This window comes from Sinomonas sp. T428B (assembly GCF_056780155.1).
Window position 1 is genome coordinate 3674726 of record NZ_JBRAZR010000001.1, and the last position, 24566, is coordinate 3699291.

Here is a 24566-nt window from a genome sequence, read left to right on the forward strand (position 1 = left end):
CGGCGTGATGCGCGCCCGGCGCATACTGGTCCCATGGCCGGCTGCTGCGGACCCACCGACTCGACCCCCGGAGATCCCGACCGCTACGACGCCGTCTTCACCTCCCGCTTCTCGCGCAGCGTCTCGCGCCGGTACGAGCGCAAGGGGCTCACGGGGATCGAGCGCCGCCTCGTCGGCTTCCTCGAGGGGATCCCGGGCGGCCTCGAGGGGACGAGCGTGCTCGAGGTCGGCGGTGGGGCGGGCGAGATCCAGCTCGAGCTCCTCGCCCGCGGCGCGGCCAGGGCCACCAACCTCGAGCTCTCGCATGCCTACGAGAAGGACGCGGCTCGGCTCATCGAGCGGGCCGGCATGGCTGGCCGCGTGCGGCGCCGCCTCGGCGTGGACCTCGCGGCGGCGCCCGACGACGTCGAGCCGGCCGACGCCGTCGTCCTCCACCGCGTGGTGTGCTGCTACCCGGACTACGAGGCCCTCCTGGGAGCGGCGGCCGACCACGCGCGCCGCGCGCTCGTGTTCAGCCACCCGCCACGGAACCTGCCCACGCGGGCCATGGTCGGGATCGGCAACGCGATGCTCTCGCTCATGCGCCGAAGCTACCGCGGCTTCGTCCACCCGCCCGAGGCGATGCTCGCCGTCGTGCGCGATCACGGCCTCGAGCCGGTGACGCTCCACCGCGGGCCCGTGTGGCACGTCGTGGGCGCCGTGCGCCCGCCTATTTGACCGCCCCGCGCGTGACCCCGGAGATGACCCACCGCTGCGCGAAGACGTACACGATGAGCAGCGGCGCCATCGCCATGAGGTAGGACGCGAAGGCCACCGTGTAGTTGGTCTGGAACTGGGACTGGAACACGTACTGCACGAGCGGGAGCGTGGCCCGCTCGGGGTCGGAGACGATCACGAGCGGCAGGAGGAAGTCGTTCCACGCCCACAGGCACGTGAGGATCCCGACGGTCGCGTTCATCGGGGTGAGCAGCGGGAACACGACCCGCCAGAACACGCCCCACGTGCCCGCGCCGTCCATCCGCGCGGCCTCCTCGAGCTCGATCGGGATCGAGCGGATGTACGCGGTGAAGACGAAGATGTTGAACGAGAGCCCGTAGACCACGTACAGCAGGATCAGCCCGGCCTGGTTGTCGAGGCCGAGGATGGCCGTCTGCTTGGCCACCGGCAGCATGAGGATCGGGAACGGCACGAAGAGCGCGGAGATGAAGTAGAAGAACAGGCCCCGGAACAGCGGCCGGTGCAGGTTCCGCGCGATCGCGTAGGCCACCATGGAGTTCGTCAGGATGGTCAGCGCCACGGCGCCCGCGGTGATGAGCGCGCTGTTGAGCGCCGCCCGCGGGAAGTTGGTGACCCGCCACGCGTCGGCAAAGTTCTCCCAGCGCACCTCCGTGGGCAGGCCGAAGCCGCTCCCGCCGAGCTGCTCCGGCGTCTTGAGGGCCGTGACCACGGTGAAGTAGAGCGGGATCAGGATGGTCACGGAGAGCACGAGCAGGAGGGCCGTGAGCCACCAGTTGACCCTCCCGGTCCGCGGACGACGGCGTGCGGCGCCGGGGCGGGCGGGACCGGTCCGCGGGACCGGCTGGCCGATCATGCGGTCACCTCCTCGCGCCTGAGGACCCGGACCTGGACGAGGGCGAACGCGACGAGCACGATCATGAAGACGACGGCGTTCGCGATCTGGTAGCCGTACTCGCCGCCCTGGAAGCCGCCCCGGAAGATCACGAGGGAGACCGACTCCGTGGACGTGCCCGGGCCGCCGTTGGTCATGACCACGATGGGGTCGAAGACCTGCAGGAAGTTCTTGAGCGACAGGACCATGTTGAGCGTGAAGAAGGGCCCGATGAGCGGGAACGTGATGCTCCAGAACCGGCGCCACGCCCCTGTCCCGTCGATCGCGGCGGCCTCGTAGAGCTCGCCCGGAATGGTCTGCAGGCCCGCGATGTAGATGACGATGTTGAACGCGACGGCCTGCCACACGGCGAGCACGACGATGCCGATCCACGCGAGCTCGGGGTCGGCCAGGATCGAGGTGGAGAGCCGCTCGACGCCCAGCGCCGAGGCGATCTCCGGCAACGAGTTCGTGAACAGGTAGTTGAACACGTACCCGATCACAAGCACCGCGAGGACGTTCGGCACGAAGTACAGGCCGCGCAGCGCGCTCCTGAACCTGATCCGCCCCGTGAGCCCGACGGCGAGGGCCAAGGCGATGACGTTGACGAGGACCGTGGACACGAGGGCGAACTGGAACGTGAACAGGTAGGCTGCGCGGATGCGGTCGTCCGTGAAGAGGGCCGCGTAGTTGGACAGGCCCACGAACTCCCAGTCGCCGTAGCCCGGCGAGTCCGTGAAGCTGTAGAGGACGCCCTGGAGCACGGGGAGCGTGTGGAACACGAAGAAGAGCACCGCGGCCGGCAGGACCATCGAGTACACGGCACCTCCGCCGCGGGGCGGACGACGGCGCGCTGCCGCGGCCCGCGCAGCGGCCTCGCCTCGGGCGCCCCGAACAGTCCTGACGGCCATCAGGGCTTCACCGCCCCGAGACCCCACGTGCGGCGCCGGGCCACCTTGTCCCACGCGTCGTCGAGCGCGCGCGTGAACTTCAGCGCGTCCTTGTCGATGAGGAACTGCTGGAGCAGCGGCCCGAGCGGGATCGCCGGGATGAACTGGTGGTCGAAGAAGCCCACGATCCGCTCCTGGTCGAGGTAGGGCCGCATCCCGGCGAGCGCGGGATCGTCGTTGGAGGTGCCCTCGAGGGCGGGGACGGCCACCTGCGCGTCGGCGTAGGCGCGGACGGTCGCCGGCTGCATGAGGAACTCGATGAACCGCCGCACCTCCTCGGGGTGCCTGCCCTGCACCCCGGCCGTGATGACTACGTCGACCCCCGAGACGACCGTCGTCGCCCGCCGGTCGTTGGTGGCCGGGAGCGCGAAGCTCCCGACCTCGAAGGCGGGTTTGAACGAGCGGATCTGCGGCACGGCGTAGCTGCCCAGGAGCAGCATCGCCGACTTCCCCTGGGCGAACGCGGCCGTGCCGTCCTCGTAGCCGGTGGCGACCGGGTCCGGCTGGGTGTGCTCGAACAGCTCCGCGAGCTTGCCAGCCGCCTCCCGGAAGCCCTCCTCGAAGGTGGTCTGGCCGGCGAAGCGGCGGCGGAAGAAGTCCTCCGGGATGGTCTGGGACACGAGCGGCGAGAGCGGTGCCTGCGCCGTCCACGCGTCGGCAAGCATGCCGTAGAACGGGGTGACGCCCGCGTCCTCGAAGTCCCTGGCCGTCGCGAGGAGCTGGTCCCACGTCTCGGGGACGGCCACGCCGCGGCGGGCGAAGAGCTCCTCGTTGTACAGGACGCCGCTCGTGTTGGCCGCGAACGGAACGCCGTTCACCTCGCCCGGCGAGCCGGCCCCGAGCTCGCGGATGACGTCGACGTATGCCGGCTTCACGCCGTCGAGCACCGGCTCCTTGGCGAAGTCCGCGAAGACGCCGGCCGAGGCGAACTCGCCGAAGGTCCCATTGGCGTTGAGGGTCAGGACGTCAGGCACGTCGTCCTTGACGAGCCGCGTGCGCAGGGCCGTCTCGGGTTCCGGAACGGTGTCGACGACGATCCGGAGGTCCGGGTTGAGAGCCTCGAACTCGCGGGCCAGCCGCTCGAAGTGCTGCTTCGCCTCCGGCTTGAACTGGAAGAACGTCAGGGTGGTGCGCGCGTCCCCGCCGGCGCAGCCCCCGAGGGCCGCAGCGCCCAGCGCGGCCCCGGCGAGCTGCAGGACGGCGCGGCGGCTGGGCCCTCTCATCGTCACTCCTCCGGTCACGACCCATCGTGCGCCGGTTGGCCGCGCGGGGGAAGGACACGAAGGAGAGAGGGCCAGGAGGCGAGCCGGCCGCGGTGGGCGAGGCCGCGCCGTCGTGCGACCCTTCGAGAGCTACTGCCTCGGGGCCCGCATCGAGGTCAGCACGAGGACGACGCCCACGAGGAAAATCAGGACGGCGAGGTAGATCAGGCCGAGGTGGCCGAGGGTGGCGAGGCCCCAGGGGTAGTGGGCCGGGAGCGCGACGGCGAGCGCGAGGACGGGGACGGCGACGGCGGTCCCGAGGGCCCAGCGCTCGCCGCGGCGCACGCCGAACCAGGACAGGGCCACGACGGCGAGGCCGGCGGCGGCGATGAATCCGCTGAGGGCGATGTGCAGGTGGCTGATGTAGTGGAACAGCGTGGGGCTGAACGCCTCGATCTCCGCCCTGCCCTTGTCGACCTGCTCGGGCCCGATGCCGAGCTCGAGGAAGCTGTCCGTGAAGTTCAGGACGAAGAAGACGACCCCGTACGCGATGAAGCCGAGGCCCGCGAGGGCCATGAGAGCAGCTCCCGTGCGCAGGCGCGACTGCTGATCCCCCGGAGCGTGGATGGTGGCCATGGCCACCGCCCCCTTTCTTATTCAAGTAGGTACTTGATTGGAAGCCCCGGCGGTTAGGCTTGTCAAGAGAACACTTGAATACGGGCGAGGGGACGGAGATGGCGGAGTACACGGCGAAGGAAGCGCTCTTCGACCTGCTGGTCGACGCCGCGAAGGCCATCGGGAGCGGCCGCCGGGCGGAGCTGATCGACATCCTCGCCCAGGGCGAGCGGCCCGTCGACGAGCTTGCCGCCGAGATCCGGCAGAGCGTCGCCAACACCTCCCAGCACCTGCAGCGCCTGCTGCGCTCCGGCCTCGTCCGCTCGCGCCGGGACGGCACGCGGATCTACTACTCCCTCGCGGGCCCAGCCGTCGAGCGGCTGTGGCGGGCCCTGCGCGAGACGGCCGCGGAGCATGCGGCGGAGCTCGACACCCTCGCGCGCGCCTACCTCGGCGACCGCGCGGAGCTCGCGACGATCGGCCGGGAGGAGCTGCGCCGCCGCCTGCGCCGGCGCGACGTCGTCGTGCTCGACGTCCGGCCGCGGCCGGAGTACGACGCCGGGCACATCCCCGGGGCGGTCTCCGTCCCCGTCGCGGAGCTCGCCTCGCGCCTCGACGAACTCCCGGCCGGCGCCGACGTCGTCGCGTACTGCCGCGGCCCCTTCTGCGTGTATGCGGACGACGCCGTGCGGCTGCTCGGGCGCGCGGGCCGCCGCGCCGCCCGGCTCGAGGACGGGCTGCCCGAGTGGCGGGCGGCGGGGCTCCCCGTCGAGGGGAGCGACGGGAGGCAGTGACCAGGGCGTACGGAACTCCCCGGCTTCGGCGTACAGAGCTCCCCAGCTTTAGCCTTCAACCCGCGTCGCTGCTGGGCTGGCGCCGCAGCACCGACGTCGGGAGGACCCGAAGGATGGGGAGTTCCGTCGGGGCCTCGGACCACTGAGCGCCGGCATGGGGTTCCAGTGGGCGTGCAAGGCGCGGGGCGGGGCCGCGCACTCGGTGCGACCCCGCCGTCCTGCGCTCCCCGCCGCCCGGGGCGCTACGCCGCAGTCCGCGTCGCCGCCAGAACCTCCTCCGCCGCCTTCTGGCCGATGCGGAGGGCGCCGTCGACGTGCTGGTAGCCCTCGGCGGCGAGGTCGGAGCAGGCCCAGTGGATCGGGCCGACCGGCGTACGCTGGTCCGCGCCGTAGCGGGAGAGGCCACCGAGGTCGAAGCTCGCGGCGTAGGCGCCGCGGGTCCACTCCTCCGAGCCCCAGTCCGACTCATAGTAGACCTCGGGCGCGAGGGCCTCGGGGCCGAGGTAGTCGGCGATCGAGGCGAGGATTGCCGCCTTGCGCTCCTCGGCGGGCAGCGCGAAGAGGGCGTCCGCCTTCTCGTCGGAAACGAAGCCCACGAGGGTGCCGCGCTCGTCGCCGTAGTTGGTGTTGTCGTAGACCTCCTGGACGAGCTGGCCCGCGCCGAAACTCGTGCCGGAGAGGCCGGCCTCGCGCCAGAACGGGCGGTCGTAGACGGCGTGGACCTTGATCACGAGGCCCATCGAGAGGTGCTGGTGGAGCTGGTGCTGGCGGCGCGGGAGCGGGGGCTCGTAGGAGATGCGCGAGTAGAGGGTCGGCGGCACGGCCAGGATGACGCGGCGGGCGGCGACGGACACGCCGTCGGCCGTCACGAGGACTCCGCCCTCGCCCCACGCGACGGTGCGCACGGGCGAGTTGAGCCGGACGGCGGCGCCGAGCTCGGCGGCCATCGCCTCGCTCACGGACTGCATGCCGCCGACCACGCGGCGGTCGAGGATGAAGTCCTCGTCGAGCAGGTTGCTGAACGAGCCGGCCGAGGCGGCCATGAGCACCGCCTGGAGGGCCGAGAACGAGTGCGCCGGCTTGGTGAGCATGCCGCCGGCGATGAAGAGGCCGATGAGGTGGCAGGCCTCCTCGTCCGCGGACTGCGCGCGGAGCCAGTGGTGGAAGGAGACCGTATCGAGCTCGCGGGCCTTCGGGTGGGCCCACGGCTTTTCGGCGCCGACCTCGGCGGCGAGCGCGTCGAGGATCGCGGTGAGCCGCTCGACCTCGGCGAGCGTGCCGGGGGCGACGGGGAAGTCCTCGCCCTCGTAGACGGTGCGGGCGCCGTCGGTCGCGATGTAGACGGAGGCGCCCGTGCGGTAGCGGGGGTAGGTCTCCTTGCCCAGCTCCTCGAGGAGGCCCAGGAGGGCCGTCTGGTCCGGGCTGACCCACTGCCCGCCGATCTCGAGGAAGGCGCCGTCGATCGTGTCGCTCCAGGTGCGGCCGCCCACGCGGTCGCGGGCCTCGAGGACCACAACCTTCTCGCCCGCGCGGGCGAGGGTGCGGGCGGCCATGAGGCCGGAGGGGCCGGCGCCGACGACGACGACGTCGGCCTGGAGGGACTGCGGCGTCTGCTGCTCGCCTGACATGGTGTTCCTTTCGTCCGCCGCCGCGATCCCGTCATCGGGGCGCGTCGGCTGGGTGTGTGGAGGTCTCATAAATGAATGTAGTTCATTTATTGGGACGGGGGAAGTCCCCTGGCCACCGTTGTGGGGTCACCTCCCCGCGATGCGGGGTCACGTCCCAGCGTTGCGGGGTCACCTCCCTGCGATGCGGGGTCACGTCCCTGCGATGCGGGGTCAGCCCGCCGCCATCAGGCCTCGTCGAGCTCGAGCTGGGGCGTAGGGCGGCGGAAGCCGCGGGTGAGGACGGCGAGGTAGACGGCGCCGAGGCCGGCCCAGAGGAGGCCGATCGTGAGCGCGGTCGGGGTGAGGCTCGTCCAGAGCCAGACGGTGAGGGCGAATCCGACGCCGGGCAGCACAAGGCTCCGCAGGACGGCCGCCACGCCGCGGCGGTCGCCCCGCTCGAAGAAGTAGTGCTTGATCGTGGAGAGGTTCACGAGCGAGAACGCCACGAGCGCGCCGAAGCTGATGAGAGCGGACACGGTCACGAGGTCCAGCACGAGGGCAAGGAGCGAGACGGCCGAGGTCAGCAGGATCGGGACGACGGGCGTTCCCCAGCGGGGGTGGAGCCGGCCGAAGAGCCGCCGCGGCAGGACTCCGTCCCGGCCCATGGAGTAGATGATGCGGGCGACGGAGGCCTGGGACGTGAGCGCCGAGCCGAGGGCGCCGACGGTGGCGGCGGCAGTGAAGAAGGCCGCGAGCATGTCGCCACCGAGGGGTGCCATGACTTCCAGGGCGGCGGCGTCGACGTTCGCGAACGTGCTCGTCGGGAGGACGAGGTGGCTCAGGTAGGACAGGCCGATGAAGATCAGGCCAGCCAGCAGGGTCGTCAGCATGATCGCCCTGGGGATGCTCTTCCGCGGCTCCTTGGCCTCCTCCGAGAAGGTCGAGACGGCGTCGAACCCGAGGAAAGACAGGCAGAGGATGGCCGCGCCGGCCAAGATGGTGGCGGGCCCGCCGGCGTCGCCCGTTCCGGTGAACGGCGCGAGGAGGTCGACGGTGCCGGTCCGGCCCACGGCGGCCACGCCCAGGGCGACGAACACGACGATGAAGAGGGTCTGCAGCCCGACGACGAGGACGTTCGCCCGTGCGACGGCCGTGATGCCGACGACGTTGAGAACGGTGACGGCGGCGATCGAGACGAGGATGAACACCCAGGCCGGGACGTCCGGGAAGGCCGCGTTGAGGTAGATGCCGATGAGCAGGTAGTTGATCAGCGGCAGCAGGAGGTAGTCGAGCATGAGCGACCAGCCGGTGAGGAACCCGAGCCCGGGACCGAAGGCCTTGGCGCTGTAGGTGTACGCCGAGCCCGCCACGGGGTAGGCGCCGGCCATGAGCCCGTACGAGCGGGCCGTGAACAGCATGACGCACAGGGTCACGACGTAGGCCAGGGGCAGTCGGCCGCCGGTCAGCTCGGTCACGATGCCGTAGGTGCTGAAGACCGTCAGCGGCACCATGTAGACGAGGCCGAGCAGGACGAGCGTCGGCACGCCGAGCACCCGCTTCATGGCTCCCTGGGTCGGCGGGCGGACGGGCGCGGCGGGGGCCGCGGGCGACGGCGTGGGGGAAGGGTTGTTCACGGAGATTCCTTGGGCAGGGGAAGGGTGTGGCTGTGAGGCGACTCACCAAAACGAATGGCATTCATTATGATGCCAACCACAGGGACCCCGTCAAGGCCACCCAGCGATGCGGGTCACCTCCCAACGATGCGGGGTCACGTCCCAACGATGCGGGGTCACGTCCCAACGATGCGGGGTCACCCACCCCGGCGATGAGGGCTGGGAATCAGCCCCGGGCCGCGAGGGCCGCCGCGAGCGTGGCCCGGAGGCCCGCGATGAGCGAGTTGAGCCCCAGGGTGAACGCATCCTCAGCGGCGCTGGTCCCCCGGCCATGCCTCGCGGCGACCGCAGCCGCAAATGTCGGCGCGAGATGGCCCTCGGCGCCGACGTCGAAGATCCACTCCGGCGCCGCGACGTCCATGGCGGAGCCGAGCACGAACGACTCGACCGCGACGATCGCGTCCACGACCATGTCCTCGGGCCAACCGCCGCGGCGCAGCCCCTCCGCGACGGTGTCGTACATGGCCAGGGTGTGCGGCGCGCCGGTGATCGGCAGGACCGCAATCACGGGAATGAGCGGCGAGTGCTCGGCGAAGGCGTCGCGGTAGGACCGCGCCCAATGCGCGAGAGCCTGGTCCCACGGGTCTGTCGCGAAGCGGGAGACGTCGATGGTCTGGTTGACGTCGTCCTGGACCCAGTTCAGGACCTCGTCCTTGGACTTCACATGGTTGTAGAGGGCCGACGGCGCCGTCTTGAGTTCGCGGGCGAGCGCGGCCATCGTGAGCCCGTCGTACCCTGCCCGGCCGATCACGGCGAGCGCCGCCGAGGTGATCTTCTCGCGGGACAGGAGGGGCGTCGTCGGGCGTCCCCTGCGTCGCGTCACTGGTGGCGTCACGGCCCCGCCCCTTTCCGCGGGGACCCTCTCCCCGCCTCGCAGAAGTCTAGGCGCAGGCATGACCCCGCACCGTTGAGAGCTGACCCCGCATCGTTGGGACGTGACCCCGCATCGTTGAGAGCTGACCCCGCATCGTTGGGACGTGACCCCGCAACGTTGGGAGGTGACCCCGCAACTTTGGCATGGGGGTTGACCCGTGGCCTGCGTCACTGCTCTAATAAACGAACGTCATTCATTTATGGGCGCACCCCAAGCCGCCCAGCCTGACTCACCGAAGGACTTTCCCCATGCACGAGATCCTTGCCCTGCAGCCCCCGGTGTCGTGGGCCCGCACCGAGGAGAACGCCGAGAGCCCAGCCCGCCGCGCCCCGCTGCGTGTCGCGCTCGTCCAGCACCGCTGGCACGAGGACCCGGCCGAGACCGAGGCCGAGCTCGAGGAGGGCATCCGCCGGGCCGCCGCGCGGGGCGCGAAGGTCGTCTTCCTGCCCGAGCTCACGCTCTCCCGCTACCCCGCGGACACCCTCCCCGACTACACCCCGAGCAGCATCGCCGAGCACCTCGAGACCGGCCGCACGCTCGCCTTCGCCCGGCGCGCCGCCCAGGCGCACGGCATCTGCGTCCACGCGAGCCTCTACCGCAAGGGCGAGCCCGGAGACGAGCTCGGCTACAACACCGCGATCCTCGTCGGCCCGGACGGGACGCTCCTCGCCGCGACGGACAAGCTCCACATCCCCGTCACCGAGGGCTACTACGAGGACAAGTTCTTCCGCCAGGGCCCGCAGCCGAGCCGGCCCCAGGCCGAGAACAGCGGCTACCCGGTCTACTCCCCCGCCGAGCTCGACGGCGCCCGCATCGGCCTGCCCACCTGCTGGGACGAGTGGTTCCCCGAGCTCGCGCGCGTCTACTCGCTTGCCGGCGCCGAGATCCTCGCCTACCCGACCGCGATCGGCTCCGAGCCCGGCCACCCCGACTTCGACACCGAACCGCTCTGGCGCCAGGTGATCGTGGGCAACGGGATCGCGAACGGGACCTTCATGGTCGTCCCGAACCGCTGGGGCTCCGAGGGCCTCGTGACGTTCTACGGCTCCTCCTTCATCTCGGACCCGTACGGCCGCATCCTCGCCCGCGCCCCGCGCGAGGGCTCGTGCGTGCTCGTCGCGGACCTCGACCTCGACGCCCGCCGCGACTGGCTCACGCTCTTCCCCTTCCTCACCACGCGCCGCCCCGAGACCTACGCCGCGCTCACCGCGCCCGTGGACCCGTCCCGCCCCTTCGGCGGGGCCCGCCCGGGTGAGGCGCACGACGCCGGCCGCGCGCCGTCGTCGTCCGTCTCCCCGGCGGCGGGCGAGGCAGAGCTGGAAGGCGCGAGCGCATGAGCTGGCTCATGCCCGCCGAGACGGATCCGCACGAGCGGCTGTGGATGGCCTGGCCGTCGCAGGGCTACACGCTCGGCGAGACCGACGAGGACGCGCATGAGGCCCGCGCGGCCTGGGCCGCCGTGGCGCACGCGGCGCGCCGGTTCGAGCCGGTCACGATGGTGGTCCGGCACGAGGACCGCGAGATCGCCCGCGCCTACCTCGACCCGCGCGTGGACCTGCTCGAGGCCGAGCTCGACGACGCGTGGATGCGGGACATCGGGCCGAGCTTCGTGCTCGACACCGGCAGGGATGGCCAGCCCAGGCTCGGCGCCGTCGACTGGGTCTTCAACGGCTGGGGCCAGCAGGACTGGGCCACGTGGGGGCACGACGCCGAGATCGGCCGGACCGTGTCCGAGGCCGCGGGCGCGGAGCACGTCCCGAGCCGGCTCGTGAACGAGGGCGGCGGCTTCCATGTCGACGGCCTCGGCACCGTGCTCCTGACGGAGACCGTCCAGCTGGACCCGGGCCGGAACCCCGGGATCACCAAGGCCGAGGTCGAGTCGGAGCTCGCCCGGACGATCGGGGCGCGCCACGCGATCTGGCTCCCCCGCGGCCTCACGAGGGACTCGCAGCGCTTCGGCACGCGCGGCCACGTGGACCTCGTCGCGGCGATCCCGCGGCCGGGCACGCTGCTCGTCCACGTCCAGCACAACCCCGAGCACCCGGACCACGAGGCCACGGCCGAGATCCTCGAGGCCCTGCACGCCTCGCGGACCGTGGACGGGACGCCGTGGGAGATCATCGAGGTCCCCGCCCCGGCTCAGCTGCACGACGGCGAGGACTGGGTGGACTGGAGCTACCTCAACCACGTCGCCGTGAACGGCGGGCTCGTGGCCTGCTCGTTCAACGACGCGCACGACGAGAAGGCGCTGCGGATCCTCGCGGACGCCTACCGCGGGCGGCACGTGACCGCCGTCGACGCCCGCGCCATCTTCTCCCGTGGGGGCGGGATCCACTGCATCACCCAGCAGCAGCCCCGCAGCGAGGCGCGGGCTGTGGGAAGGAGCTGACATGGCCCTGCACACTTCGGATGTGACGGTTGGCAAGCATGAACTCGGGGGCAAGGGCCTCCGCGGCGGGCAGGTGGGGCTCCTGGCGATCATCGTCATGGGCGTCGCGACCGTCGCGCCGGCCTACGCGATCACCTCGAGCCTCGGCCCGACGGCGAGCTCGGTCGGCCTGCAGGTGCCGATCGTGCTCCTGCTCGGGTTCATCCCGATGTTCATGGTGTCCCTCGCCTACAAGGAGCTCAACGCGGCCCTGCCCGACTCGGGCACGACGTTCACGTGGGCGTCCAAGGCCTTCGGGCCGTGGGTCGGGTGGATGGGCGGCTGGGGCTTCCTCGCCGCGAACATCATCGTCCTGTCCAACCTGGCCGGCGTCGCCGTGGACTTCTTCTACCTGTTCCTCGCCGACGTCACGGGCGACGCGGCCCTCGCCGACCTCGGCCAGGACAAGCTCGTGAACATCCTCACGTGCCTCGTGTTCATGGCCGTGGCCGTGTGGGTCAGCGCCCGCGGCCTCGAGACGGCACGCAACGTCCAGATGGTGCTGCTCGTCTTCCAGGTCGGCGTCCTGCTGCTCTACTCGGGCATGGCGATCGCGAAGGCCACCGGCGGCGCGTCCGAGACGGCGATCCCCTTCGACTGGTCCTGGTTCGACGTCACCCAGATCCCCGACTTCGGCGCCTTCGCGGCCGGCATGAGCCTGTCCATCTTCCTCTTCTGGGGCTGGGACATGTGCCTGACCATGAACGAGGAGACCAAGGGCGGGCACCGCACCGCGGGCGTTGGCGCGACGGTCACGGCCATCGCCATCCTCGTCATCTACCTCGCGACGTCGATCGCCTCGCTCATGTTCGCGGGCGTCGGCACCGAGGGGCTCGGCCTGGGCAACGAGGAGATCTCCGAGAACGTGCTCACCTCGCTTGCCGGCCCCGTGATGGGCCCACTCGCGATCCTGCTCTCGCTCGCCGTGCTGACCTCCTCGGCGTCGTCGCTGCAGGCCACGATGATCGGCCCGGCCCGCACGTTCCAGGCGATGAGCTTCTACAAGGCCCTGCCGGAGCCGCTGCGCCGCACCGACTCCAAGGGCGTCCCGCGCGTCGCGGTCCTGGCCGCTGGCGGCCTCTCCGCCGCGTTCTACGTGGCCATGCGCCTGCTGAGCGACAACGTCCTCAACGACACGATCATGGCCCTCGGCATGATGGTCTGCTTCTACTACTCAGTGACGGCGTTCGCGTGCGTGTGGTACTTCCGCCGCACGTGGTTCGCCTCGGCGCGCCACACCGTCCTGCGCCTCGTCCTGCCGCTCCTGGGCGGGATCGGCCTCGCGGTCGTGTTCCTCCAGACCGCCGTGGACTCGATCGACCCGGCCTTCGGCTCGGGCTCCGAGATCGGCGGCGTCGGGCTAGTGTTCATCGTCGGCGTCGGCATCCTCGCCCTCGGCGCTGTGCTCATGCTCGCCTACCGCGCCAAGAACCCCGCGTTCTTCCGCGGGGAGACGGTCCCGGTGGCGGCCGCGGACTGATCGGCAAGCCACGGACGACGGCGGCGGGCCGGGTCGCGTACCCAGCCCGCCGCCGTCGTGCGCCCCGATCCCCGCAATTGTCGGCCATCTGCCGGTCACGGCCCCCTGCACCGGCACGTACCCGACAATTCCGCGGGGATGCGCCGTAGGGTGGCCCCATGACTGCGCCGCGGACCGAGATCCTGCCGTACCGCCACCTCTTCGGGCCCGGGCCGGGCAACGCGTACCCCGAGGTCACGGCGGCGCTCGCGCATCCCGTCATCGGGCACCTCGACCCGGCCTTCATCGACCGGCTCGACCGCGTCTCGGACGGCCTCCGGCAGGTGTGGGGCACGGCGAACGCGCGCACCTGGCCGGTCTCGGCGACGGGCTCGGGCGGCATGGAGGCCGCGTTCGTGAACATGGTCGACGACGGCGACGTCGCCGTCGTCGCCGTCAACGGCCTCTTCGGCGAGCGCATGGCGGAGGTGGCGCGGCGGTGCGGGGCCGACGTCGTCCGCGTGGAGCACGCGTGGGGCGAGCCGGTCGACGCCGAGCGCGTCCTCGCCGCGCATCCGCACCCCAAGGTCATCGCGGCCGTTCACGCCGAGACGTCCACGGGCGTGCGCTCCGACATCGCGGCCCTCGGCGCCGGCAAGGGCGACGCGCTCCTGCTCGTCGACGCCGTCACGAGCATCGGCGGGCTCGAGCTGCGCGCCGACGGCTGGGGCATCGACATCGGCTACGCGGGGACGCAGAAGTGCCTCGGGGTCCCGCCCGGGCTGGCCCCGTTCACGGTCTCGGAGCGGGCGTTCGAGCGGCGCGTGAAGGATCCCCGGTCCTGGTACTTCGACATCGGGCTGCTCGGCGGGTACGTCGGCGCGGCCGAGGGCCGCACGCGCACGTACCACCACACGGCGCCGGTGACGATGATCGCGGGCCTCGAGGCCGGTCTCGCCCGCATCCTCGCCGAGGGGCTCGATGCCGTGTGGGCCCGGCACGAGGCCGCCGGCGCCGCGCTGCGGGACGGGCTCGGGGCGCTCGGGCTCGAGCTGTTCGCCGCCGAGGGCCACCGCCTGCCGAGCCTCACCACGGTCAAGGTGCCCGACGGCGTCTCCTCCGCGCGCGTGCGCGAGCACCTCCTCGAGCGGTACGGGATCGAGATCGGCTCGGGCGTCGGGGCGTACGCGGAGACTGTGTGGCGGATCGGGACCATGGGGCCGAACGCCTCCCCGGTGGCGGTCGCGCTCATCCTGGGGGCGCTCGAGGAGACGCTGAAAGAGGTCAGGTAGGGCCGCTACCTCACGGTGAGGCGCACCTCCCGGTCGGAGTCGTCGAAGGTGAGGCGGACGTGCAGCGGGTGTGCGACGACAGAGGCGGGCAGAGCGATGACGCTCGTGGTCGGCGCGAGGTCGTCCGTGCACGGCCCGACTACCGGGGTGTCGAGCAGGATCTCGAGGTCCCCCACGGGCCCCGTCTGGATGATCCTGGGCGTGTGGGGGCAGCTCGAGCTGCCGTAGGTCACGAGCGAGAGCTCCGATGGGCCGGTCCACACAGCGACCGGCGTGAAGTCCATGGGCGTGGATCCGATGCCTGGAGGAGCACCCCGGTACGTCTTCACGAGGCCACCCATGGGCGGGGCGCACCCCGCCAGCAGGAACGCTCCGACAACCAGCACCACCCCACAGGCCACCCGCCCCCACGACGCCATGGCACGGACGCTAGCGCCGAGGGGCGGCCGGGGCAAGCAGGAGGGGATGTGGGGGCACACCCATGTCCCAGAAATGACGGCATGAAAAAGGAGGAATTGACTCGAATCGAGTCAATTCCTCCTTTTCATGCCGTCGGTCAGATCATCCGATCCGGGCCTCCGAGGGCCTTAGCCCTGACTCGGAGTCAGCGTGCAGTCCCGGTGTCAGTGGGAGAAGTCTGCTGAGATCTCGGCGAGGGTGCGCCCCTTCGTCTCAGGCGCGAGCCATTGCGAGAGGAGTGCGCCGAGTAATGCGACGGCGGCGGCTACGACCATGCTCGGGCCCATGCCGATGTTGCTGATCGCCCATGGCAGGGCGAAGGTGCCGAGTGCGGCTCCGATGCGGCTGAAGGCCGCGGCGAAGCCCATGCCGATGCCGCGCAGGTGGCCGGGGAATACCTCGGCCGGATAGACCTGGGTCATCGTGGTGTAGCCGGCATTGAAGAAGGAGAAGGCGAGGAACAGGACGAGCACCAGGATCGCTGGTGCGTCCGCCCAGACTCCGATGATCAGCAGGATGCCTGCGCAGAGCCACTGCCCGGGCACGGTGAGGATTCGGCGGCCGAGCCTGTCAATCAGAAGCACGGTGGTGACAACGCCCGCGGCCGCAAGTGCGGACAGGCCGACTCCACCGGCCCAGCCGCCGCCGAAGCCGAATTGGTGGAGCACCTCGTCGGCGAAGGTCGCGATCGCGAAGTACGGAGTGACCGCGCAGAACCAAAAACCTGAGGTGAAGAGGGTGGTGCGCCAGTACTGCTTCGAGAACAGCATTCCGAAGGAGGCGCCCTTGATCTTGGTCCTGTTCTGTGCGGCTTGGGCCTCCTGGAGCATCCTCAGATCGATCTCTTCGGTGATGCTCTCGTGCATCTGGGGCGATTCGACGTATCTGCGTGCGATCGCGAGTGCTTCCTCACCCCGTCCCTTCGTGATGAGCCAGCTTGGCGATTCCGGGAGGCCCAAGCGGGCGAGGAACAGGACGAATGCGATGATCGTGCTCGTGCCGATGACGACGCGCCATGGGGTGCCGGCGTCATGCAGGAGCGTGCCGATGATGAATGCCATCATGAAACCGACGTACCAGGCAATCAGAGTCAGCCCGAGCAGTCGCCCGCGGAGCTTTGGAGGGGAGAACTCTGACAGCAATGGCCCACCGATTGAGTACTCGCCGCCGATCGCGACGCCCATGAAGAACCGGATGATGACCAGCTGGATCACGGCCCCGTCTCCGGAGGTCACGAAGAACTGGGCCGCTGAGGTGACCAGGAACAGGCCCATGTCCACGAGGAACATGGGCTTGCGTCCGAACTTGTCAGTAGCCCAGCCGGCCAGCGGGGAGCCGACGAAGATGCCAGCCAGCGGGCCTGCAGCGATCATGCCAAGAGACAGTGCGTCGAGCTGGAGATCTGACCGCATGAGTCCGGTGACGGGGCCGATGATTCCGAGGATGTAACCGTCGAGGAACATCCCGCCGATGAAGACAGCGACAAGCCGCACCATGAAGCGGCGTTTGAACTTGGAGCTGGTCTCTCCTGATATTGAGGTGTCGACGGAGGCCGCCGTCCTGGTCAATTGGATCATTGAGATTTGTTCCCTTCTGGCTTCAGCGCAAACCGCTCACGGCACCAGAGCGCCGTTTCGTAGACGCACGGACAGCCGCAGCCCTTGGCGACCATGGACGATGCCGGCTGGCTCGATGCCAGCCGACATGGGCGCGCAGGACTCGCGAGATGATGTCGGCGTCGTCATGTATCACTGCTCTCCGAGATGGAACGGGAAGGCCTTGGCTTCCGGAACCCTCGGGCCGACCCATCGAGATCAAAGCCTCGAGCCGGGGCCGCCAATGTGACATATGACTCATATATCACCACCCTAAGGGTGCGACCCGCCCCGGTCAAGAGCTTGACAAGCGCCCATGGCCGCGGCTCAGGAAGCTGCGTCCCGGTGACGAGCGCAGCCCGGCGCGGGAGCCGGCCCCTCACCTTCCAAGCAACCATCATCGAAACGGGCACCAACTCCTACCGCCTCAACCACGCGCCCGCCTCGACCCCGGGGCGCATGACCGGCACGGGCTGGTCGCCGTCACTGCGCTGCTCCTGGGCAGGCAGTGCTGCCGGCGTAGGCGGGCAGTGCTGCGGGGGTAGGCGGGCCCACAGGAGGAACCGTCCCTGAAACGAGTGGGCAAACAGGAGATCGTGGCCGTGTTCCCCCCGAGTACAGATCGAGCAGGATAGCCGAGTGAGCACCAAGAAAACTGCTCGCAGCGGCTTTATCTTTGGCGGGCCCGGTATAGCCCGCGCCTGACTGTCATCGCAGGTTTTCGTACGGTGGGGCAGGTTCTACACTGTGGGCATCCAACGCCGGGGACCGACGCAAAGGACATCAACCATGACCGTCATTGAACAGGTGCGTGAAGGAATGCAAGTCGTCGGCCCCGATGGAAAGAAGATCGGCAAGGTCGAAGGCCTCAAGATGGGCGACCCGGAAGCAGTGACTCTGGAGGGTCAGATCGCTCCTGAAACTGGGGGCCTCGGCACGCCCATCGATAGCCTTGCCGAAATCTCCAAATTGCCCCGCCATGTCGCGGAAAGGCTCCTGAGGCTCGGTTATGTGAAGATCGACAAGTCCGGCCTATTTGCAGGCCATGAATACGTCGCCGCGGACGAGCTGGACCGGGTCGAGGACGATACGCTCTGGCTCAAAGTGGGCCAACGCGCCGACCAGTAGCATGGAATTGTTTTGTCAGCCCTGGTCGGACCATTCGGCCAGTGTCCGTTGTCAGTGAATTAGGCAGTGCCGACGTGGGATTCTGCCAGCTGTTGCCCCAGCACGACGTCATTTCCCATGGTTCCAGTGGGATCATCCGATAGCCCCGGCTTCCAACATCTCTGTCAGGACGATGTGATCCGTGTGCCGCCAAGTCTCGTGTCGAAACTGCCTCCATCGCCTGGAGAAGGATTTCGTACTCTTTGGTCGACTTGAGACGCCCGTGTGCTTGCCCACCTCAGCCAACGCGCCCATCCCCGTCAGGCCGTCAACACCACCACGCGACGCCCCCGAGGCAGCACTGGCTCGATGACGAATACGCCGGCGATACCTGGCCTAGCTACCATACCGGGCAGCTCACCGAAAGCTCCGAGGGCCTACAGCGCCCCGGAGTGCGCATGTACTCCACGGCCGGCTCACCGCCTGCCACGGAGCCCTGTCCGGCAGGCCTGGCGAGGCCCACTGCCCTCGGCGGCACTCAGGCGAGGGCTGTCGAATCGCGGACGACGAGTTCGGGCTGGAAGCTGACGTGCCGGTGCCGGTGCTCTGCATCGGCGGTCTCGTCCTCGAGGAGTTCGACGGCGGTGCGTCCGATGAGTCGGGCGGGCTGGCGGATGGAGGACAGCGGCACGATCGCCGAGGTGGCGAAGTCGATGTCGTCATAGCCGATGAGGGCGATGTCCTGGGGCACCCGGATGTGGCGGGTGAACACGAAGGCCTGGAGCAGTCCGAGGGCCAACAGGTCGTTCGCGGCGAAGACTCCCTCCGGCCTCAGGTCCGGCGGGATGTCCGCGATCTGCTCGCCGATTCGCCGGCCTTCCAGCACGGTCAGGGCCGTGGTGCGGTAGTCCTCGAGCGAGGCGCCGTCCACGGCCTGCACCGCCCGCTGGGCACCGGTCCGGCGGTCGCGGACCTGGTGCAGCGAGTCGGGGCCGCCGACGAAGGCGATCCGCCGGCGCCCCGTGGACAGGAGGTGCTCGACGGCCAGCCGCCCGCCCTCGATGTCGTCCACGGCGAGGGAGCAGTAGAGGCTCGAGGAGGCGTGCTCGTCGACGAGGATGACAGGGATGCCCCGCGAGCGCAGCGTGTCGATCCGGGAGCGGTCCGGGGACTGCGGAGTGATGAGCACGCCGCGGACCCGCTGCTCCTGGAACAGGTCGAGGTAGAGGCCCTCCCGGTCGGTTGACAGGCCGGCGTTGCCGAGGATCACCGCCTGGCCGAGCTTCTCCGCGGCTGCCTCGGCGCCCAGGGCGACCTCGTTGTAGAAGGGGTTGGCCGAGTCCTGCACGACCAGCCCGATGGTGAGGGAGCGGCCGGCCTTGAGCTGCCGGGCGACGTCGTTGCGCACGTACCCGAGCTCCTCGATCACCTGGGTGACCCGACGGCGCCGATCCTCCGAGACCATCTCGGGGCGGTTCAGAACGTTGGAGACCGTGCCGATGGAGACGTTGGCGTGACGGGCGACGTCCTTGATGCTCACCGGCGGTCGGCCAGGGTTCATGTGCGTGGTCCCCTCCTCACGGGTGGATATTCATCGTACCCAATGGCCTCCGGGGACGACGTGGGGGGCGCCGGCCCTGGGCAGGTAGCGTGCGGGCTCGAACGTGCCCGCGACGATCTCGCGGAGGGCCTCGAGGCCCCCAGAGACGAGGCCGGCGGCCCGCAGCTGGACGAGGATGTTGCCGATCGCGGTCGCCTCGACCGGCCCGGCGAGCACGGTGCGGCCTGTGCGGTCGGCGGTGAGCTGGCAGAGCAGGGTGTTCTGGGAGCCCCCGCCGACGATGTGGACGGTCCGGATCCGCTTCCCCGAGAGCTGCTCGGCTTGCTCAATCGCCGTGGCATAGGCGGCGGCCAGCGACTCGAGGATGGACCGCACCACCTCGGCCCGGGTGCGCGGAGGCTCGAGGCCATGCTCCTCGCACCAGGCCACGATGCGTGCTGGGATGTCCCCCGGTGCGGTGAAGCGCTCGTCGGACGCGTCGAAGACCGGCATCGGGTGGGCCACGGCGGCGGCCTCGGCGATCAGGGCCGCGAGGTCGCTCGTGCGCTGGGCCTCGGTCGTCCCCGGCCCGTCCCATGTGCGGATCGATTCCGAGAGCAGCCACAGTCCGGAGACGTTCTTCAGGAAGCGCACCCTCCCGTCCACACCGCCCTCGTTCGTGAAGTTCGCGGCGCGGCTCTCCGCCGTGAGCACGGGGGTCTCCAGCTCGACCCCGACCAGGGACCAGGTGCCCGAGGAGATGAAGGCGGATTCGTCGTCGGCCGCGGGCACGGCAACCACTGCCGAGGCGGTGTCGTGGGAGCCGACGGCGGTCACCGGGACGGAGCGGGCGGCCCCGAGCTGGGCGGCCACCTCCGGCAGGAGGCTGCCGATCCGCTCTCCCGGGCTGACAACCGGCGGGAAGAGCCCCCGTCGCAGGCCCAGTCGGTCGAACACTGCCGTGTCCCACTGCCCGGACCGGACGTCGAGGAGCCCCGTGGTCGAGGCGTTGGTGGCCTCGGAGACCTGCTCCCCAGTGAGCCAGTATGCGATGAGGTCCGGGATGAGCAGCGCCCGGTCGGCGACCGCGAGCTCGCCCGAGAGGCCGTCGGCGGCCAGCTGGAAGAGCGTATTGAAGGGCAGGTGCTGCAGCCCGTTGCGCTCGTACAGCTCGACGGCGGGCACCCTCGCGTGCACCGCCTCCACCCCGGCCGGGGTGCGCTGATCGCGGTAGTGATAGGGCACGCCGAGCATGCGCCCCCGGCGCAGCAGGGCATAGTCCACGGCCCAGGAGTCGACGCCGATCGAGGCCAGGGCGGGCTCCTCCCGGAAGGCCTGGGCCAGCCCGGCGGTCAGGGACCGGTAGAGCTCGGTGATGTTCCAGTGCAGCCCCTCCCGGTCGCCTTCGTGCAGGCGGACCGGCTGGTTGGGGAAGCGGGCCACGTGGCGCATGCGCAGCCGCCCGGCCTCGAACCCACCCAGGATCACCCTGCCGCTCGTGGCTCCGAGGTCCACGGCGGCGACGGACGTCGTCATGCTCATCTCCTCGATCCGGCGTCAGCGCAGGAAGGCGGCGGCGACGCCGGCGTCGACGGGGACGTGGAGGCCGGTCGTGTGGGAGAAGTCCGAGGTGCACAGGGCGAAGACGGCATTGGCGACGTTCTCGGGCAGGACTTCGCGCTTGAGCAGGGTGCGCTGGGCGTAGTACTGGCCCAGCTCCTCCTCGGGCACGCCGTACACGGCGGCGCGCTTGGCGCCCCAGCCGCCCGCGAAGATGCCCGAGCCGCGCACCACGCCGTCGGGGTTGATGCCGTTGACCTTGATCCCGTGCTCGCCCAGCTCTGCGGCCAGGAGGCGGACCTGATGGGCCTGGTCGGCCTTGGTGGCGGAGTAGGCGATGTTGTTCGGGCCGGCGAAGATCGAGTTCTTCGAGGAGATGTAGACGATGTCCCCGCCCATCCCCTGGTCGATGAGCACGCGGGCCGCGTTCTTGGAGACCAGGAAGGAGCCCTTCGCCATGACGTCGTGCTGGAGGTCCCAGTCCTTCTCGGTGGTCTCCAGGAGGGGCTTCGACAGCGACAGCCCGGCGTTGTTGACGACGAGGTCCAGGCCGCCGAAGGCGAGGAGGGCCTCCCGGATCGCGGCCTGCACGGCGGCCTCGTCGGCGACGTTGACGGCCACGCCGATGGCCACGTCGGTGGTCCCGATCTCGGCGGCAGCCGCCCGTGCCTTCTCGGCGTCGAGGTCCGCGATGACGACGCAGGCCCCCTCGGCCGCGAGCCGTGCGGCGATCGCCTTGCCGATCCCGGAGGCCGCGCCGGTCACGAGCGCGATGCGGGTGGCCAGCGGCTTGGGCGCGGGCATCCGCTGGAGCTTGGCCTCCTCGAGGGACCAGTACTCGATGCGGAACTTCTCGGCCTCGTCGATGGGGGCGTAGGACGAGACGCCCTCGGCTCCGCGCATGACGTTGATCGCGTTCAGGTAGAACTCACCGGCCACGCGGGCGGTCTGCTTGTCCTTGCCGAAGGAGAACATCCCGACGCCGGGCACGAGCACGATTGCCGGGTCCGCGCCCCGGATGGCCGGGGAGTCGGAGGTGGCGTGCCGGTCGTAGTACGCCTGGTAGTCGGCGCGGTAGGCCTCGTGAAGCTCCTTCAGCCGCGCGACCGCGTGCTCGGCGGAGGCACTGGCCGGCAGGTCCAGGACGAGGGGCTTGACCTTGGTACGCAGGAAGTGGTCTGGGCAGGAGGTGCCCAAGCCGGCCAGGCGGGGGTGCTCCGTGGCGGCGAGGAACTCCAGGACGCGGGGATCATCGGTGAAGTGGCCCACCTGAGGGCGGTCGTGGGAGGCCAGACCACGGATGGCCGGCGCGAGGGCGGCGGCCTTGGCGTGGCGCTCGGCCTGCGGGAGGGCCTCATAGCCCGGCAGGGCGGGGCCGAAGGGCTCGGCCTTCGAGTGCTCGTCGATGTACGCCTCCGCGGTGGCGATGATCCAGCGGGACGCGGCCTCGGCCTCTTCGCTGCTCGCACCCCAGGCCGTGATGCCGTGCCCACCGAGAATGCAGCCGACCGCCTGCGGGTTGCTCTCCTTGATGGCGGCTATGTCGAGCCCCAGCTGGAAGCCGGGACGGCGCCACGGCACCCACACGACCTTTCCGCCGAAGATCTCTGCGGTGAGCCGCTCGCCGTCGGCCGCGGTGGCGAGGGCGATGCCTGAGTCGGGGTGGAGGTGGTCGACGTGGGCGGCGTCGACGAGCCCGTGCATGGCCGTGTCGATCGAGGGGGCGGCCCCACCCTTGCCGTGGAGGCAGTAGTCGAACGCGCCGACCATCTCGTCCTCGTGCTCGACGCCGGTGTAGACGTGGACGAGCGCCCGCAGCCGGTCGAGGCGCAGCACCGCGAGGCCCTGCTCGGTCAGCGTGCCGAGGTCGCCTCCCGAGCCCTTGACCCACAGGAGCTCGACGTCCTCGCCCGTGACCGGATCTGTGCCCGGCCCCTTCGCCGAGGTGTTCCCGCCGGCGAAATTGGTGTTCCTCGGATCGGAGCCCAGCCGGTTGGAGCGGGCGATGAGATCGGCGACGACGGTCTGCACGGCGCTGGCGGTGGTGGTGTGCATGATCTGGGGTTCCTTGGGGGGTCGGGGGAGATGTGCGGGAGACTGGCGTAGGGGGTGCGGGATGGGCGTCAGGATGCCCAGGACGCCTGGGCGCCGCCGACGCGTTCGGCAGCGATGCGCTCCTGATAGCCGGAGGCGGCGTAGGCGCGCAGGGGCTCGGCGGGCAGGCCCCGGGATTCCCGCCAGGCCGCCAGGTCGGGGCGGACATCGGTGTAGAAGGCGTCCATGAGGATCTCGTGGGCCCCGAGCACGTCCCCAGCCTCCTGGGCTGCGGTGAGCGCGACGCGGTCGAGCAGCAGGGCCCGGGCGGTCATCTCCTGGACGTTGAGCACGGAGCGGATCTGGCCGGGGATCTTCTCCTCGACGTTGTGGCACTGGTCGAGCATGAACGCCACCTCCGCCTCGGGCTCGAGGGCCCCGCCGCGCACGACCTCGACCATGATCCGGAAGAGCTGGAAGGGATCGGCTGCGCCGACGATGAGGTCGTCGTCGGCGTAGTTGCGGGAGTTGAAGTCGAAGGATCCGAGCTTCCCCAGCCGCAGCAGCTGCATGACGATGAACTCGATGTTGGTGCCCGGGGCGTGATGGCCCGTGTCGAGGCACACGACCGCCCGCTTGCCGAGGGCGGCGACCTGGGCGTAGGCCGTCCCCCAGTCGGGCACGTCCGTGTGGTAGAACGCCGGCTCGAAGAACTTGTACTCGAGCACGAGCCTCTGGTCGGCCCCCAGCTGGGCGTAGATCGCGGCCAGCGACTCCGCGAGCCGGTCCTGGCGCCCCCGCATGTCTCCCTGGCCGGCGTAGTTCGTTCCGTCCGCAAGCCAGATCTTCAGGTCACGTGACCCGGTGGCCGCCATGATCTCGAGGCACTGCAGGTGGTGGTCGATCGCCTTCCGCCGCACGGCCGAGGACGTGTGGGTCAGGGAGCCGAACTTGTAGTCGTCGTCCTGGAAGGTGTTGGAGTTGACGGTGCCCAGAGCCACCCCCTGGTCGGCAGCGTGGCGGGCGAGCGCTGCGTAGTCGTCCACGGCGTCCCAGGGGATGTGGAGTGCGACGGTGGGTGCCAGACCGGTGAAGCGGTGCACCGTGGCGGCGTCGGCGATCTTCTCCTCGATGGTGCGTGGCGTGCCCGGAGTGCCGAAGACCTTGAAGCGCGTGCCGGCATTGCCAAAGGCCCACGAGGGCAGTTCGATGGCCTGGGCGGCGAGCCGAGGTGCGATGTCGGCAAAGGCGGTCATGACTTCTCTTCTCTCTGAGACCGGAGGCGGATGAGCGCCCGGAGCGTGGGCGACTTATTGAATCGTTTCATGTACGCTACCCGGTGAAGTGCATCACGTCAACGCCCAAGGAGCCCTGGATGGTCACCGAACCCCCACCCGCACTGCCCGACCCGATCCGCCTGCCGGACGAGATCGCACGCACCCGCCGCTGCTTCCTCCTGCGCGTCCGCCCCGACAGGATCGCCGACTACATCGACGTGCACCAGCGGGTCTGGCCGGAGATGCTCGCGGCCCTCGCGGACGCAGGCTGGCGCAACTACACCCTGTTCCTCCGGCCTGAGGACGGCCTCGTCGTCGGCTACTTCGAGGCCCACGACGTCGACGAGGCCGAGAGGCGCATGGGCGGCGACCCTGTGAATGGACGGTGGCAGGCCGAGATGGCCCAGTACTTCGTCGAAGGATCGCTTCCGGAGTCGCTCATGCCGTACTTCCACCTGGGGGAGGAGCACACGGGGCGTTGACGTGGCCCA

21 protein-coding genes are annotated in these 24566 nt (G+C 70.2%); 8 read left to right on the top strand and 13 right to left on the bottom strand.

The window, feature by feature from the left end:
• The first annotated feature begins 33 nt into the window (after positions 1 to 33).
• A complete protein-coding gene (locus tag ACUYMY_RS17015; protein ID WP_481704700.1) occupies positions 34 to 717 on the top strand; it encodes a class I SAM-dependent methyltransferase in 684 nt (227 codons plus the stop codon).
• On the opposite strand, the gene ACUYMY_RS17020 is transcribed toward ACUYMY_RS17015, so the two are convergent.
• The 4 genes from ACUYMY_RS17020 to ACUYMY_RS17035 form a co-directional block, all read right to left on the bottom strand.
• Entirely contained in the window at positions 710 to 1591 is an 882-nt protein-coding gene (locus tag ACUYMY_RS17020) for a carbohydrate ABC transporter permease (protein ID WP_481704701.1), read from the bottom strand. The two genes, ACUYMY_RS17015 and ACUYMY_RS17020, sit on opposite strands and share 8 nt — an antisense overlap.
• On the bottom strand, positions 1588 to 2520 hold the full coding sequence (locus ACUYMY_RS17025; protein WP_481704702.1) for a carbohydrate ABC transporter permease: 933 nt from the start codon (positions 2518 to 2520) through the stop codon (positions 1588 to 1590). The genes ACUYMY_RS17020 and ACUYMY_RS17025 overlap by 4 nt, the downstream gene beginning before the upstream one ends.
• Entirely contained in the window at positions 2520 to 3782 is a 1263-nt protein-coding gene (locus ACUYMY_RS17030) for an ABC transporter substrate-binding protein (protein WP_481704703.1), read from the bottom strand. The genes ACUYMY_RS17025 and ACUYMY_RS17030 overlap by 1 nt, the downstream gene beginning before the upstream one ends.
• Positions 3783 to 3911: 129 nt before the next feature.
• Entirely contained in the window at positions 3912 to 4397 is a 486-nt protein-coding gene (locus tag ACUYMY_RS17035; protein WP_481704704.1) for a hypothetical protein, read from the bottom strand.
• A 98-nt stretch (positions 4398 to 4495) separates the two neighbouring features.
• Here ACUYMY_RS17035 and ACUYMY_RS17040 point away from each other — a divergent pair, with 98 nt between their 5' ends.
• Positions 4496 to 5170 carry an ArsR/SmtB family transcription factor gene (locus ACUYMY_RS17040; RefSeq protein WP_481704705.1) on the top strand — a complete coding sequence of 225 codons (675 nt, stop codon included), beginning with the start codon at positions 4496 to 4498 and terminating at the stop codon, positions 5168 to 5170.
• A 242-nt stretch (positions 5171 to 5412) separates the two neighbouring features.
• Here ACUYMY_RS17040 and ACUYMY_RS17045 read toward each other — a convergent pair whose 3' ends face one another.
• From ACUYMY_RS17045 to ACUYMY_RS17055, 3 genes are all read right to left on the bottom strand, one after another.
• Complete coding sequence (locus tag ACUYMY_RS17045) at positions 5413 to 6798, bottom strand: flavin monoamine oxidase family protein (RefSeq protein ID WP_481704706.1); 1386 nt, start codon at positions 6796 to 6798, stop codon at positions 5413 to 5415.
• A gap of 224 nt (positions 6799 to 7022) precedes the next feature.
• On the bottom strand, positions 7023 to 8339 hold the full coding sequence (locus ACUYMY_RS17050) for an APC family permease (protein ID WP_481705089.1): 1317 nt from the start codon (positions 8337 to 8339) through the stop codon (positions 7023 to 7025).
• Positions 8340 to 8616: 277 nt separating this feature from the next.
• A complete protein-coding gene (locus tag ACUYMY_RS17055) occupies positions 8617 to 9285 on the bottom strand; it encodes a TetR/AcrR family transcriptional regulator (protein ID WP_481704707.1) in 669 nt (222 codons plus the stop codon).
• A gap of 287 nt (positions 9286 to 9572) precedes the next feature.
• Between ACUYMY_RS17055 and ACUYMY_RS17060 the strand changes: the two genes are divergently transcribed.
• The 4 genes from ACUYMY_RS17060 to ACUYMY_RS17075 all read left to right on the top strand — a co-directional run bounded on the left by ACUYMY_RS17060 (position 9573) and on the right by ACUYMY_RS17075 (position 14503).
• Positions 9573 to 10661 (top strand): nitrilase-related carbon-nitrogen hydrolase, encoded by a 1089-nt coding sequence (locus tag ACUYMY_RS17060; protein WP_481704708.1) that lies wholly within the window; start codon positions 9573 to 9575, stop codon positions 10659 to 10661.
• A complete protein-coding gene (locus ACUYMY_RS17065) occupies positions 10658 to 11713 on the top strand; it encodes an agmatine deiminase family protein (RefSeq protein WP_481704709.1) in 1056 nt (351 codons plus the stop codon). The genes ACUYMY_RS17060 and ACUYMY_RS17065 overlap by 4 nt, the downstream gene beginning before the upstream one ends.
• Position 11714: 1 nt before the next feature.
• Positions 11715 to 13232, top strand: coding sequence for an APC family permease (locus tag ACUYMY_RS17070; RefSeq protein ID WP_481704710.1), 1518 nt, complete (start codon positions 11715 to 11717; stop codon positions 13230 to 13232).
• A gap of 158 nt (positions 13233 to 13390) precedes the next feature.
• Positions 13391 to 14503: a pyridoxal-phosphate-dependent aminotransferase family protein gene (locus tag ACUYMY_RS17075; RefSeq protein WP_481704711.1), complete on the top strand. Its 1113-nt coding sequence runs from the start codon at positions 13391 to 13393 to the stop codon at positions 14501 to 14503.
• Positions 14504 to 14508: 5 nt separating this feature from the next.
• On the opposite strand, the gene ACUYMY_RS17080 is transcribed toward ACUYMY_RS17075, so the two are convergent.
• Both ACUYMY_RS17080 and ACUYMY_RS17085 read right to left on the bottom strand, forming a co-directional pair.
• Positions 14509 to 14787: a hypothetical protein gene (locus ACUYMY_RS17080; protein ID WP_481704712.1), complete on the bottom strand. Its 279-nt coding sequence runs from the start codon at positions 14785 to 14787 to the stop codon at positions 14509 to 14511.
• Between the two features lie 339 nt (positions 14788 to 15126).
• Positions 15127 to 16539, bottom strand: a complete 1413-nt coding sequence (locus tag ACUYMY_RS17085) for an MFS transporter (RefSeq protein WP_481704713.1) — start codon at positions 16537 to 16539, stop codon at positions 15127 to 15129.
• A gap of 807 nt (positions 16540 to 17346) precedes the next feature.
• Between ACUYMY_RS17085 and ACUYMY_RS17090 the strand changes: the two genes are divergently transcribed.
• Positions 17347 to 17685, top strand: a complete 339-nt coding sequence (locus ACUYMY_RS17090) for a hypothetical protein (RefSeq protein ID WP_481704714.1) — start codon at positions 17347 to 17349, stop codon at positions 17683 to 17685.
• 517 nt (positions 17686 to 18202) lie between these two features.
• Here the strand turns inward: ACUYMY_RS17090 and ACUYMY_RS17095 are convergent.
• The 4 genes from ACUYMY_RS17095 to rhaI form a co-directional block, all read right to left on the bottom strand.
• Positions 18203 to 19225, bottom strand: a complete 1023-nt coding sequence (locus ACUYMY_RS17095; protein ID WP_481704715.1) for a LacI family DNA-binding transcriptional regulator — start codon at positions 19223 to 19225, stop codon at positions 18203 to 18205.
• Positions 19226 to 19255: 30 nt separating this feature from the next.
• A complete protein-coding gene (locus tag ACUYMY_RS17100) occupies positions 19256 to 20746 on the bottom strand; it encodes a rhamnulokinase (RefSeq protein ID WP_481704716.1) in 1491 nt (496 codons plus the stop codon).
• Between the two features lie 15 nt (positions 20747 to 20761).
• The gene (locus ACUYMY_RS17105; protein ID WP_481704717.1) at positions 20762 to 22819 is read right to left on the bottom strand and encodes a bifunctional aldolase/short-chain dehydrogenase; all 2058 of its coding nucleotides are present in this window, start codon (positions 22817 to 22819) and stop codon (positions 20762 to 20764) included.
• A 68-nt stretch (positions 22820 to 22887) separates the two neighbouring features.
• Entirely contained in the window at positions 22888 to 24054 is a 1167-nt protein-coding gene (gene rhaI / locus ACUYMY_RS17110) for an L-rhamnose isomerase (protein ID WP_481704718.1), read from the bottom strand.
• A gap of 119 nt (positions 24055 to 24173) precedes the next feature.
• Between rhaI and ACUYMY_RS17115 the strand changes: the two genes are divergently transcribed.
• A complete protein-coding gene (locus ACUYMY_RS17115; protein ID WP_481704719.1) occupies positions 24174 to 24557 on the top strand; it encodes an L-rhamnose mutarotase in 384 nt (127 codons plus the stop codon).
• Positions 24558 to 24566 lie beyond the last annotated feature (9 nt).